The sequence below is a fragment of the Loktanella sp. IMCC34160 genome (assembly GCF_004145845.1).
Lineage (GTDB): Bacteria > Pseudomonadota > Alphaproteobacteria > Rhodobacterales > Rhodobacteraceae > SELP01.
On record NZ_SELP01000002.1, the window covers coordinates 645,958 to 659,376 of the forward strand.

13 protein-coding genes are annotated in these 13,419 nt (G+C 60.0%); all 13 read left to right on the plus strand.

All coding sequences use genetic code 11. The features are described 5' to 3' along the window. The first annotated feature begins 233 nt into the window (after positions 1 to 233). The 13 genes from EU803_RS07480 to EU803_RS07535 all read left to right on the plus strand — a co-directional run bounded on the left by EU803_RS07480 (position 234) and on the right by EU803_RS07535 (position 13,412). On the plus strand, positions 234 to 1,469 hold the full coding sequence (locus tag EU803_RS07480; RefSeq protein ID WP_347400080.1) for an extracellular solute-binding protein: 1,236 nt from the start codon (positions 234 to 236) through the stop codon (positions 1,467 to 1,469). Between the two features lie 127 nt (positions 1,470 to 1,596). Beyond that, positions 1,597 to 1,749 carry a hypothetical protein gene (locus tag EU803_RS18560; RefSeq protein ID WP_165352795.1) on the plus strand — a complete coding sequence of 51 codons (153 nt, stop codon included), beginning with the start codon at positions 1,597 to 1,599 and terminating at the stop codon, positions 1,747 to 1,749. After that, positions 1,746 to 3,140 (plus strand): amidase, encoded by a 1,395-nt coding sequence (locus EU803_RS07485; protein WP_242494306.1) that lies wholly within the window; start codon positions 1,746 to 1,748, stop codon positions 3,138 to 3,140. Before EU803_RS18560 ends, EU803_RS07485 begins: the two co-directional genes overlap by 4 nt. A gap of 3 nt (positions 3,141 to 3,143) precedes the next feature. Continuing rightward, the gene (locus EU803_RS07490) at positions 3,144 to 4,172 is read left to right on the plus strand and encodes a sugar ABC transporter permease (RefSeq protein WP_129681316.1); all 1,029 of its coding nucleotides are present in this window, start codon (positions 3,144 to 3,146) and stop codon (positions 4,170 to 4,172) included. 11 nt (positions 4,173 to 4,183) lie between these two features. Beyond that, on the plus strand, positions 4,184 to 5,065 hold the full coding sequence (locus EU803_RS07495; protein ID WP_129681318.1) for a carbohydrate ABC transporter permease: 882 nt from the start codon (positions 4,184 to 4,186) through the stop codon (positions 5,063 to 5,065). 10 nt (positions 5,066 to 5,075) lie between these two features. Beyond that, entirely contained in the window at positions 5,076 to 6,131 is a 1,056-nt protein-coding gene (gene ugpC, locus EU803_RS07500; protein ID WP_129681320.1) for a sn-glycerol-3-phosphate ABC transporter ATP-binding protein UgpC, read from the plus strand. 58 nt (positions 6,132 to 6,189) lie between these two features. Continuing rightward, entirely contained in the window at positions 6,190 to 7,521 is a 1,332-nt protein-coding gene (hisD, locus tag EU803_RS07505; RefSeq protein ID WP_129681633.1) for a histidinol dehydrogenase, read from the plus strand. Next, entirely contained in the window at positions 7,518 to 8,543 is a 1,026-nt protein-coding gene (locus EU803_RS07510; protein ID WP_129681322.1) for an ester cyclase, read from the plus strand. Before hisD ends, EU803_RS07510 begins: the two co-directional genes overlap by 4 nt. Next, positions 8,540 to 9,304 carry an SDR family oxidoreductase gene (locus EU803_RS07515; RefSeq protein WP_129681324.1) on the plus strand — a complete coding sequence of 255 codons (765 nt, stop codon included), beginning with the start codon at positions 8,540 to 8,542 and terminating at the stop codon, positions 9,302 to 9,304. The genes EU803_RS07510 and EU803_RS07515 overlap by 4 nt, the downstream gene beginning before the upstream one ends. Then, a complete protein-coding gene (locus EU803_RS07520; protein ID WP_129681635.1) occupies positions 9,304 to 10,317 on the plus strand; it encodes a LacI family DNA-binding transcriptional regulator in 1,014 nt (337 codons plus the stop codon). The genes EU803_RS07515 and EU803_RS07520 overlap by 1 nt, the downstream gene beginning before the upstream one ends. A 6-nt stretch (positions 10,318 to 10,323) precedes the next feature. Continuing rightward, positions 10,324 to 11,331 (plus strand): ester cyclase, encoded by a 1,008-nt coding sequence (locus EU803_RS07525; RefSeq protein ID WP_129681326.1) that lies wholly within the window; start codon positions 10,324 to 10,326, stop codon positions 11,329 to 11,331. Next, positions 11,331 to 12,311, plus strand: coding sequence for an ester cyclase (locus EU803_RS07530; RefSeq protein WP_129681328.1), 981 nt, complete (start codon positions 11,331 to 11,333; stop codon positions 12,309 to 12,311). The genes EU803_RS07525 and EU803_RS07530 overlap by 1 nt, the downstream gene beginning before the upstream one ends. Before the next feature lie 135 nt (positions 12,312 to 12,446). Next, positions 12,447 to 13,412 carry a cupin domain-containing protein gene (locus EU803_RS07535; protein ID WP_129681330.1) on the plus strand — a complete coding sequence of 322 codons (966 nt, stop codon included), beginning with the start codon at positions 12,447 to 12,449 and terminating at the stop codon, positions 13,410 to 13,412. Positions 13,413 to 13,419: the final 7 nt, after the last annotated feature.

The following is a 13,419-nucleotide window of genomic DNA, read 5'->3' on the forward strand; positions in this document are numbered from 1 at the left end:
ATTTTATGGGCTCTTTCCAAAGATGTGCAGTCCAAGTTGGCGCACGACACATGGGACTCGCATCGCGAAAAGTCTTGTGGAATGCGATGCGACAAAATTATTGCAAGCGCATTCAATTTTGCGTAGCCTCTGACTCGGGCCTAGGATTCTAGGTTTGTCGTGGTGCTGCCGCGGCATCAAGAGCGCCGCGCAAAACGGCGAGATGACGAATAGTCCAATGGGAGTCTTCATAAATGAAAATGCAACTGAAATCCGCTGTCGCTGCGACAGCGCTGATTGTCGCCGGTGGCACTGCTTGGGCCGATTGCGGCATTGAGAGCGGTTCTGTCCGCATCCTGTCCAATGATTTTGCAGCTCTTCATGCCGTTGCGGAATGGGCCGAACAATGCGCGTCCGACACCGTCGAAGTGACGAAGAACCAGACCGAAGAGCACAAGAATATCCAGGTGCCCGCGCTGTCGATCGATCCGGCCACCTACACGGTTGCTGTTGTCGCAACAAACTCCATCGTGCCGCTGCTCAATGATGACCTGATCCGTCCGCTTGACGACCTTGTCGCCGAACATGGCGGACAGTTGCAGGAAAGCCAGCTTATCCGCGTCAACGGTCAGATCATGGCAATTGCGTTCATGGCGAACTCGCAGCACCTGTTCTACCGCGAAGACGTGCTGGCTGCGAATGGCCTCGAAGTCCCACAGACATTCGAAGAAATGTTCGCCGCTGCCGAAGTTCTGAAGGCTGCGGGCTATGAAACCCCGATTTCGTCCAACTTCATGCCGGGCTGGAACCTGGCTGCGGAATTCGTGAACACCTATTTGGGCACCGGCAACGACTTCTTCGAGCCGGGTTCGGCCAAGCTCGCCATCAACAACGAAGACGGCCTTGCGGTTCTTGAGACCATGAAGACCATGGTCGACTACATGAGCAACGACTGGGCAACATTCGACTCCAACTCGCAAAAGCCGATTTGGGAAGCCGACGAGGCCGTCCTGTCGATCTCGTGGGGGTCGCGTGCCGGCGCCTACATCGCCGATGACAGCCCGGCACCCGAGATTGCGGCCGCAACCGCATTCGCCGCTTCGCCGGGCATCGGCGACTCGAACATTCCGACGGCTGCTCTGTGGTGGGATGGTTTCACCATCGCCAAGAACATCTCGGACGAAGATGCAGAGGCTTCTTTCATTGCCATGATGCGCGGCATCTCGCCGGAGATGATGGCAGAAAACCTCGATAAGGCGGTCTGGCTGATCGACGGCTACGAGCCGACGCGCGCCTCCTCAGGTGTGATCGACGGAATCAGCAAGGGTGCGCGCCCCTATCCGATGCTGCCGTACATGGGTATCCTGCACACCGCTCTGGGCGATAACCTGTCCGAATTCCTGCAAGGTCAGGAATCCGCCGAACAGGCACTTGCCGACATCGAAGCCGCCTACACGACGGCTGCCACCGAAGCTGGCTTTCTGAACTAAGCCTCGTTGACTCGGGCGGGCCTGTGTGGCCCGCCCACCACCTGACACTACCGGACCTGCCGCGCGGCCGTTCATTCGGGTGCACCGGTATTGCTTGGTCTGGGTACGCCGCCTGAAAGGAGGGAAAATGGAACGCGATACGTTGCTTGCTCAGCTCGCCGCACGTGGCATCCACCCCGTTCAGGACGCTGATATCAAAGCCATCGAAGACACCGCGAATGCCTTGCGCAGGTCAGCCGAGAGGATTGCCGCGTTCGTCGCAACCGGGGGCGCGTCGTGACACACGTAGCCGACATGTCGGTCGCCGAGGCTGGCCTGGCAATGCGCCGTGGGACCCTGACATCTCGCGCGCTTGTTGCCGCGCACCTTGATCGGATTGCGACCCGGGACGACCGCATTGGGGCATTCGTTTTTATCGACGCCGAGGCTGCGCTTGCCGCCGCCGATGCTGCTGATGCTGCCCTCGCCTCAGGGATCGACCACGGACCGCTTCACGGCATTCCGGTGGCGATCAAAGATCTTTTTGATGTGGCAGGCTGGCCAGTGCGCCATGGCTCTGTCTGTTTTGCGAACCGGATGGCAGAAGCCGATGCGCCTGCTGTTGCCCGCCTTCGCGCCGCCGGTGCCGTGCTGATCGGGCTGGTTGCAACCTACGAGCTTGCCATTGTCGGTCCGGGTGAGGACGGTCTCTACCCGCAACCGCGAAATCCCTGGAATCCCGATCATATCACCGGTGGCTCGTCGTCGGGTGCCGCCGCCGCCATTGCAGCTGGCATGGTCCGCCTGGCGCTGGGCTCCGACACCGGAGGGTCCGTGCGAAGCCCTGCCGCCTATTGCGGGACGGTTGGCCTGAAACCAACCAATGGGGCCATTCCGAAATCCGGTGCGCTGCCGCTTGCGCCAACGTTTGATACCCCCGGCGCCATGGCCCGCACCGCGGCGGAAGCTGGGTTGCTTCATGCGGTGCTGTCGGACACATCGCCGACCGCATTGCAGGATGGCAGGCTGGACGGGGTCAGAATCCTTTGCGCACGCAATTGGGCACAGGCGCCCGATGCCGACCCGGCCGCGCTGGACCTGATGGATGCCGCTGCCTCGGTCCTCAGCCTTGCAGGAGCGACGGTGATCACCGGCGATCTGCCACCTCTTGATCTGATGACCGATGCCGGTGCGATACTGATCCACGCAGAGGGGCTGGCGACCCATGCCGAACGCCTGAAAGGCGATGGCCGGCCGATGGGCCGGATGCCCTATCAATCCATGGCCGCCGGTGCCGTGCTGACCGATGAAGATATCGCAAACGCCAGACGCGCAGCGGCGGTTTTCAAGGCCCAGATTGATGCACTGCTCGTTGACTGCGATGCGCTCCTGACTCCAACAACCCTGACGACAGCCCCCCGTTTCAGCGAGTTTGCCAACGGGCAGGCAAGATGGACGCCGATGTGCACCTTGCCGTTCAACATGACCGGCCATCCCGCATTGTCGGTCCCGATGGGCTTCGTCCGGGGTTTGCCAATGGGTCTACAGATCATCGGGCCCCATGACGGCGAAGCGATGATTTTGCGGATCGGCTCTGCCTTCGAGCAGGCATCAGATCACGGCGCCTTTGACGCTTTCACTTTGCCGCAATCGAACCCCGCCCGCGTCAACCGGATCAAGGAGATGACCTAGGCCATGCCCCATAAGACCTTCCTTGCCTTCATATGGCCTTCGCTGCTCGCGATGGTCCTCTTTATTGCGCTGCCAATTTTTTCGGTAGGGTATCAGTCGCTTTTCGTTGAACACGAACAAGTTCTGATCATCACCGAAAACTGCGGGCCCTTCGGCTGCTCGGACGAGGTGACCGTCGATGCGCAAGCGATGGCCACGCTGCGCGCAGAACAGCCGGCGGGCCGGTTCAACGGACTGAGCACCTATACCAACGCCAGCCACCTTGCGACGGATGAAATCGGCGAGATTTTCGCCACCTCGGAAAACTGGAACGAAATCCGCAACCGGATCATGAACCTGCCCTTCTACAAGGCTCTGGCATTCACTTTGGCCTATACGTTCATTGTGACGCCGCTGGTGATCATCCTGGGGTTCATCATCGCCGTGGTGGTGAATGCGGTGCCGTCAATGCTGAAGGGGCCGGTGATTTTCTTCTCGTTGATCCCGATGTTGGTGACACCGCTTGTCGGGTCGCTCGTCCTGTTCTGGATGATTGACAGCCGGGGTATTATCGGGGCCGCCCTGCAGGTCGTTTTCGACAATCCAACGCTATCGCTCAAAGCCTCGCCCACGCTGACGTGGATCACGCTTTTCGTCTATGGCGTCTGGCACTCGGCCCCCTTTGCCTTTGTGGTCTTTTACGCGGGGCTGCAGACCGTTCCGCAGGACACCATGGAAAGTGCCATGGTCGACGGGGCAAACCGCTGGGAGCGTATCCGCTTTGTAATCATCCCCTACCTGATGCCGCTTGCGACGTTCATCGCGCTGATGCAGTTGATGGATAACTTCAGGGTATTTGAGCCGATCATTGGCTTCTCGGCAGCGGCCAGCGCGACCTCGCTCAGCTATCTCATCTACAACGATCTGCGTGCCGCTGAATCGCCTCTGTTCGGGTCGGCAGCGGCCACCTCGATGCTGACGATTGTCGGCGTGGTCATCCTGCTGCTTCCGGTGTTGCGCCGGAACTGGCGTGAATTCAACCGCAAGGCCTGAGGAGAGCGCCCATGTCAAATCCTGCCGCTCGCAAACCGATTTCGCTTAGGGTTCTGTCGATGAGTATCGTCGGCGCCTGGGTCTTTCTGGCCGCATTTCCGTTTCTTTGGACAATGTGGGGCAGCTTCAAAGTCGAAGGTGACTTTTTCAGTCGCGCCGACTGGATGAACGCCCTTACCGGACCTGTGACCGAACGACAGTTCGGTTCGCCATTCACGCTGGATGGCTATGACGGCGCCTGGGTTCAGGAAGAGTTCTGGCGGGCCGTCATCAACACGGTAATCGTCACGATCTCTGTCGTGCTTATTTCGCTGACCCTTGGCACGTTGGGCGGATACGCACTGGCGCGGTCCGGGTTCAAATATACCTTCTGGTTGCTGATGGCCGCGCTTGTGTTCCGGGCCATGCCCCATGTTACACTGGTATCAGGCTATCTGCTGCCGTTCTTCCAGTTGAACATCTGGGGTCACCTGCCAACGACGATCATTGTGTTGGTCGCGATCAACCAGCCCTTCACGCTGTGGATGCTGCACAGTTTCTTCCTGTCGATTCCCAAGGACCTTGACGAGGCCGCGATGGTGGACGGATGCACCCGTTTCCAGGCGTTTCGGCTTGCCATCATTCCGGTGATGTGGCCGGGCGTCGTCACGACGGGACTGTTCAGCTTCTTGCTTGCGTATAACGACTTCACCGTAACCTCGATGCTGCTCAGCCAGGAGAACCAGACGATGATCCCCAAGATCAACGCCTTCCTCGGCTCAACGCAGGAAGAAGGCCGGGTGATGTATGCCGTAGCCGCGGTGGTCTCTTCGATCGTGCCGCTTTTCGTTCTCATTCTCTTCTTCCAGCGCCAGATCGTCAGCGGTCTGACTGCCGGCGCCGTAAAAGGATAAGGAGCCTCCCATGGCAAGACTACAACTCAAGAACGTCAACAAACGCTGGGGCAGCTTTGTCGGTGTGGACAATTTCGACCTCGACATCGCCGACCAGGAATTTCTGGTGCTTCTTGGGCCATCAGGCTGCGGCAAGTCCACAACGATGCGGATGATCGCCGGACTCGAGGATGTCACCAGCGGCGAGATCATCATGGGCGAAAAAGTCGTCAATGAGTTGGAGCCCAAAGACCGGGATATCTCGATGGTGTTCCAGTCCTACGGGCTTTATCCGAACCTCAGCGTCTATGAAAATATCCGCTTCCCTTTGCGGGTCCGCAAAGTGCCGAAAGATCAGCACCATGAAAAAGTGATGGACGCCATCCGCATGGTTGAACTTGAAGACTTCATGGACCGGCGGCCGGCAGAGCTGTCAGGCGGTCAGCGCCAGCGTGTCGCGCTTGGGCGCGCCATCGTCCGCAAGCCCACTGTCTTTCTGATGGACGAACCGCTGTCGAACCTTGACGCCAAACTGCGGGTTTCGACCCGCGCGCAGATCAAGAACCTGCAATCAAAGCTGCGCGTGACGACGGTCTACGTGACCCATGACCAGATCGAAGCAATGACGCTGGCCGACCGCGTCGTTGTGATGAACGCTGGGAAGATTCAGCAGGTCGGGACGCCGACCGACATCTATGACAACCCCGCCAATACCTTTGTTGCCAGCTTTATCGGCTCGCCGGCAATGAACCTGATCGAGGGAAAGTTGGAGAATGGAACCTTTACCGTCGAAGGTGTCAGAATAGAGGGGCTGCCACAGGCAGCGTCCGGCAACGTCACGCTCGGCTTCCGTGCCGAAGACGCCGAAATCGTTCAAGGCGACGGGCAAATTTCTGCGCCGGTCTACTCGATCGAACTCTTGGGCGAGGCCTCAATGATCACTTGGCGTTTGGCCGGGTCACTGGTCTCGATCAAGACAAACAAGGAGTACCGCGCCCAAATCGGAGATGTGGTCAACGCCCGGATCCCAGCATCAATCTGTCATCTCTTCGACACGGCAACCGGCGAACGGATCCCGCAGGCGTGATCCAGGGCCAACTGGCCAGTTATGGCTGCACGGACATTTGAATATCAAGAGGCAAAACATGGCTATTCGCTATCTCAAAGAAAGCAAACCTGACTCGGAACGCGCCGAGGACGACGCCAAGGTCCGCGCTGTGGTCGAGGTCACCCTCAAGGATATCGAGGCTCGCGGCGACGCTGCTGTGCGCGACCTTTCTGTCAAATTCGACGGCTACGACCGCGAAAGCTATCGGCTAAGCGACGAAGAAATTCAGGCATTGATCGCCAAAGTTTCTGACCGCGACATGGCAGATATCAAATTCGCGCAGGAACAGGTTCGCAACTTTGCGAAGGCCCAACGTGACAGCATGCTGGATATCGAAGTCGAAACGATGCCCGGCGTGATCCTCGGGCACAAGAATATCCCGGTCCAATCGGTCGGGTGCTATGTCCCCGGCGGCAAGTTTCCGATGGTCGCCTCGGCACATATGTCTGTGGCAACGGCCTCGGTCGCGGGTGTTCCGCGCATCATCGCCTGCACCCCGCCCTTCAAGGGCGAACCCAACCCCGCCGTCATTGCTGCCATGCATCTGGGCGGCGCCCATGAAATCTATGTGATGGGTGGTATTCAGGCGATCGGTGCGATGGCCATCGGGACTGAGACAATTGACCCAGTTCATATGCTGGTTGGTCCGGGCAATGCATTTGTTGCCGAAGCCAAGCGCCAGCTTTTCGGCCGCGTCGGCATCGACCTTTTCGCGGGCCCGACAGAGACGATGGTTATCGCAGATGAGACCGCCGCTGATGGCGAGCTTTGCGCAACTGACCTTTTGGGTCAGGCCGAGCATGGTTATAACTCACCTGCTGTTCTGCTGACCAATTCAGAGAAGTTGGCCCGAGACACGCTTGCAGAAATCGACCGCCTGCTCGACATCATCCCCACAGCCGATACCGCCCGCAAAAGCTGGGAGGACTACGGCGAGGTGATCGTCTGCGACACCTACGATGAAATGCTGCAGGTTGCCGACGACATCGCGTCAGAGCATGTGCAGGTGATGACCGACCGTGACGATTGGTTCCTTGAGAAAATGACCTGCTACGGCGCGCTCTTCCTTGGACCGCGGACCAATGTTGCCAATGGCGACAAAGTGATAGGCACAAACCATACGCTGCCGACCAAAAAGGCGGGGCGCTATACGGGCGGGCTTTGGGTTGGCAAATTCCTCAAGACCCACAGCTATCAGAAGGTCACGACAGACGAGGCTGCCGCAATGATCGGCGCATACGGGTCGCGCCTGTGCATGCTGGAGGGCTTTGTTGGCCATGCCGAGCAATGCAACATCCGCGTGCGGCGCTATGGCGGGATCAATGTGCCTTATGGCGAAGGTGCCCCTTACCGTGAGGCCGCTGAATGACCATGCATCCCGCCCTCGGCGCGTTTCAGCGTGCCATGGGCTCCGTTTCGGATGGAGCAAAGTCTGTGATCGACGCGGCTTTTGCACCCGACGCGGTCATCCAGATGTGTCATCCGTTCGGCTGTCTCAAAGGGGCCGAGGTCTTTGACCGGTTGATCGCCCCGCTTCTATCAGCCATGCCCGATCTTGAACGGCGCGACATGATCACTTTGCACGGCACCACACCCGAGGGCCAAGAGTGGGTCGGCTGCATGGGGCAGTATTTCGGTACAATGCTGCGCCCGTGGCTCGACATTCCGCCGACGGGTCATCTGACCCATATGCGCTATCACGAATTCTTCCGTATTGAGGACGGGCGCGTCACGGAAGCACAGATCATTTGGGATATTCCCGAAGTCATGGTGCAGTCGGGCGCCTGGCCAATGGCCCCACAGCTTGGCAAGTTTCTGGCGACACCGGCCCCGATGACGCAGGACGGGCTTACGGCGCAAGGTGACGGTCAGGCGGCAATGGATCATGTCATCGCCATGTTGACTGACCTGTGCCGGCATCCGTCCGAAGGCGGGCCCGAGGTCATGCAGCTGGAAAGCTACTGGCATCCGCGAATGAATTGGTATGGACCAACCGGGATTGGCACGGGACGCGGGATCGCGGGTTTCCGCAACTGGCACCAGATCCCCTTTCTGCGCGCCATGCCTGATCGCAAGCTCGACGCCCTGGGGGATTTGATGTCGCACTGGTTTGGTCAGGGCGACTACGTTTGCGAAACCGGCTGGCCCAACATGCGGTTGACGCTTACCCATGACGGCTGGATGGGCATTGCCCCGGCGGGACGCGAAGTCCTTTTGCGCAGTCTGGATTTCTGGCGGCTCGAAGACGGGTTGATCCGGGAAAACTGGGTTCTCGTGGATCTTCTCGACCTTTATGCACAGGTCGGGGTCGATGTGCTGGCGCGGATGCGTGAATTCAACAAGGCCCGCTGCCTGGGACCCGTGACGCTTCCCGAAGGGGTATTCGTATGACGCTGCCGCAGACGCCTGGCTTTCGACTGGATGGCAAACGGGCACTTGTCGCCGGGGCCTCTTCCGGCATCGGGTTGGCCTGCGCTGTCGCGCTTGCCCGCGCGGGGGCCGATGTGACGCTTGCGGCGCGGCGTGCCGACAAGCTGACTGCCATCGTGGACGAGATGCAGGCCGAAGGCCTGAAAGGCACTGCACTGGCGCTCGACGTGGCAGATATTGCCGCGACCGAAGCAGCGGTCGCCGAGCATGGACCCTATGATATCTTGGTCAACTCGGCCGGTGCTGCAAAGCATGGGCCAGCACTTACGACCACCGAGGCCGATTTCGACCTTGTGGCGAACCTGAACATCAAGGGTGCCTATTTTCTGACACGCGCCGTGGCCAAAGGGCTGATCGCGGCAGGCAAGCCCGGCAGCCTGATCAATATTTCCAGCCAGATGGCCCATGTCGGCGGCATCGACCGCGCGGTCTATTGCGCAAGCAAACACGCCGTCGAAGGCTTCACCAAGGCGATGGCCATCGAATGGGGCAAGCAAGGTATCCGCGTCAATACAATCTGCCCGACCTTTGTCCGCACGGCGCTAACCCAGTCAACCTTCGACGATCCCGAGCGGCGCACGTGGATCGAGGACAAAATCAAGCTCGACCGCGTTGGCGAGGTCGAAGATATTATGGGCGCGGTGGTCTATCTGGCTTCCGATGCTTCTGGCTTGATGACCGGAACAGCAATGCTTCTCGATGGAGGATGGACAAGCGGATGATGCTCTCAGGAAAAGTCACGTCAGCACAGGTCGCGGCACGGGCGGGGGTAAGCCAGTCAGCGGTCAGCCGGGTCTTTACCGAAGGTGCCAGCGCATCAAGAAAGACGCGTGAAAAAGTCCTGCGCGCCGCCGAAGAGTTGGGATACCGCCCGAACCGCGTCGCCCGTGCCATGATTACCGGGCGCAGCCGGATCATCGGTCTGGTGGTCGCCTATTTGGACAACCAGTTCTATCCCGAGGCGATCCAGAAGTTGTCGGTGGCCCTGCAAGACAAGGGATACCATGTGCTTGTCTTCATGGCAGCCCCGACAGTGGGCGACGTGCAGGATGTGATGAAGGAAATTATCGACTATCAGGTCGATGGTATCATCCTCGCCTCGGTTTCAATGTCCTCGGATCTGGCGCAGCGCTGCGTGGATCACGATATTCCCGTCGTGCTTTTCAACCGCGAACAGGACGATGAAAGACTGTGCTCGGTGACGACCGACAACCGTCTGGGCGGTAAGCTTCTGGCCCACCATCTTATCGACTGCGGCTATCGGCGGATCGGCTACTTGGCTGGTTTCGAAGGTGCGTCAACCCAACAGCACCGCGAGGCGGGATTTCGCGAAGGTCTGGCCGAAGCGGGGCTGGAACTGGCCGCCCGCGAGGTCGGCGGCTTTGAATATGGCGGTGCCCGTTCGGCCGCGCTCGAGATGTTCGCGGGGGCTGACAGACCTGAAGCGGCCTTTGTCGCCAATGACCACATGGCTTTTGCTGCGATGGATGTGATCCGTCACAAGTTGGGTCTGAAGGTACCCGAAGATGTGGGGATTGTCGGCTTTGATGACGTCCCGATCGCCGCCTGGCCCGCATACGACCTGACCAGCTATCGTCAGCCGATCAACCAGATGGTCGCCCGGACGGTAGATAGCCTTATGAACCGGATCGAAGACCCCAGCGTGGCGCCTGAACGCATCAGAATAGAGGGCAAACTGATCGTGCGTGGTTCGACCCGGATCAGGCAAGGATAGGAAGACATGCGCGGCTTCGACCCGAAATGGCGTGATGTGCCCGACTTTATCAACGGCATCACCCACGAAATATGGGAGGATCGCCAGATTGCGAGCCTTCTGCACCGCTACGCACCCGGCCTGATCGTGCGCTCTCCCGCTTCGGTGCTGACTGACAATACACATGTGATCGCGGCGACGATGGCAACGCTCGCGGAATTTCCCGATCGGAGACTGCTGGGTGAGGACGTCATCTGGTGCGATGATCCAGCGGGTCGGACAGATACATCTGACGCGTTCCTGTCGTCGCACAGGCTGATCTGCACCGCGACCCATTCCCGCCCCGGCGCCTATGGTGCGCCGACCGGCGCAAAGCTTGCGTATCGAATTCTTGCCGATTGCGCGATCCGCGATGACGCGGTCTATGATGAATGGCTCGTGCGCGACCAGTCTGCGATCGTGTTGCAGATGGGTTATGATGTGGTCGACTGGACCCGCGAGGCCATCGCCCGTGAAGGCGGACCAATGGCCTGCGTGAAACCGATGACACCGGCCAATGATGTGCCCGGCCCCTACCAGGGCAAGGGTAACGACGACCCTTGGGGCGCGAAACATGCGGCGCTGATCCAAGCCATCATGGACGGCAAGTTAGACCGCATTCCGGCCACCTATGATCGGGGCGCGGCACTTTGCTATCCGGGCCACGTCAGGACACAAGGTTGGTCCGAGGCCGATCAATTCTGGATCGGTCTCCGCGCAGCCTTCCCTGACGCCGCGTTTTCCCTCGATCACATTATCGGTCGCGAGGATCCCCTGATGCCCCCGCGCTCTGCTGTCCGATGGTCGCTGCACGGCAAACACAGCGGCTGGGGCCGCTTCGGTCGCCCCACGGGGGCAGACGTTTATGTCATGGGAATTTCGCAGGCCGAATGGGGACCTTTCGGCACGGGGCAGCCAACACTCCGCCGCGAATGGACGCTAATTGATGAAACGGCGATCTGGAAACAGATCCTGCTACAAACTGGGCAATTGTGATGAAAGACTTCTCGAACCGCTTCCAAGACTTGCCTGATTACATCCTGAAGATCACCAAGGAGATCTGGGAGGACCGCGGTCTGGCGACCCTGCACCACTACTATGCCCAAGACATCCCCATGCGGTTTCCGTCCGGGCTGGTAATCGGCAACGCAGGTGTGATCGACGGCACGCTGGCGACATTGGCAGAAGTGCCCGACCGCCAGCTTTTGGGTGAAGACGTGATCTGGTCTGAATCCGCCGATGAGCCGGGGCGCTATCTGTCGTCCCACCGGATCGTGACCACGGGCACCCATACGGGCCATGGGGCCTTTGGTCCGCCAACCGGCAAGCGGTTTGAAATCCGGGTCATCGCTGATTGCGCGGCCAAGGCAGACACTATCGACGACGAATGGCTGATCCGTGATGTGGGCGGGATCGCGCGGCAACTGGGCTGGGATGTGACGGATTATGCACGCCACCAGATTGTCAGCGAAGGCGGCCCCGAAGCCTGCCAGCGTCCGTTCCACCCGGCCCATGATGTCGCCGGCCCGTATTTGGGACGGGGCAATGACAACGAATGGGGCGCGCGCCTTGCTCATATTCTGACACAGATGATGGATAAGGACTTTAGCCTGATCCGCCGCGAATACGATCGCGCGGTGCGCACGGAACACTGGGGCGCGCGCGGCGGCTGGTCCTATGATTTTGTCGAGACCGACTGGATGCGCCTGCGGTCCTCTTTCCCGACGGCAAAGTTCGAAGTTCACCATGTGATCGGCCGCGAAGACCCCGGCTTGCCGCGCCGCGCCGCCGTGCGCTGGTCCCTGACCGGCAAACACAGCGGACATGGCTATTTTGGTGCACCCACCGGGGCAGAGGTTCATATCATGGGCAATACCCACGCCGAATGGGGCGAATGGGGCCTGCGGCGCGAATTCACCTTGCTGGATGAAGTCGCGATCTGGAAACAGATCCTGCTGCAGACCGGTGCGCTTTGATGCGCCAGCCCGAGGACATACGTCGAATGCATGTGCTGTTTCAGGCGCGCCGTGCCGAGCGGTTGAACCCGCATCCGCCGGGGCAAGGGGCTGAGCCAACTTAGCATCAGACCCCTACTCCAAAGGAAAATCAGAATGACCCCCCAAGAAATGGAAACCCGCATCGTCCGCTATGGCGACCTGCAGCCCTGCAAGACCGCGTTCATTGATGCCCATACCCCGGGCAGCGACCAGAAGGAAAACTTTACCATCATCGGTGGCGGCGTGTCGGAAAGCCCCGACCAGCATGTCCACATCACCATCCCGCATGGCTTCAACATCGGCGCGGCGGGGCAGCCGCCGAAATGTCGAAACTCCCTTCACGATCACCGCACGGCCGAGGCGTTCTTTGTCCTGTCCGGGCGCTGGCGGTTCTTCTGGGGCCGTTGGGGCAACGCGGGCGAGGTGATCCTTGAAAAGGGCGATATCTTCAACATTCCGACCGGTGTGTTCCGGGGGTTCGAAAATATCGGAACCGACTACGGGATGATCATGGCGATCCTTGGCGGCGACGATGCCGGGGGCGGTGTCATGTGGGCCCCTCAGGTGATCGAGGATGCGAAAGACCACGGGTTGATCCTTGGCGAGAACGGCAAGCTCTATGACAGCAAGAAGCAGGAACGCCTGCCCGACGGGGTAAAGCCGATGCCGCTGATGTCGGACGCCGACCTGGCCAAGCGGGGCGAGCCGACCACGGCGCAGGTGCTTCCGAACCATGTCGCCCGATATCTTGACCTTGTGGCCCTGTCCGACCGCAAACCGGTGACGGTGATTGGCGAGGCGGGCGTGCTGCGCGACCGGCCCGGGTTCGAGGTCGATTTCATGACCCGCGCCTCTGCCCGCGACAGCAAACAGGCCGCCCCCTATCCGACGGTCCTGATGCCGGTGCATGGCCATTGGAAGGTCACCTGGGATGGCGGCAGCGCGACCCTTGCTCCCGGCGACACGATGAGCGTGCCGGAGAACCTTGGCTATACCGTCGTCCCGTCGATGACGGGCGAGGCATCGCTGTACCGGATCGTCGCGACCGAAGACCCCGCTGGTCCGACCTGGCAAGGCTAAGAGGCAG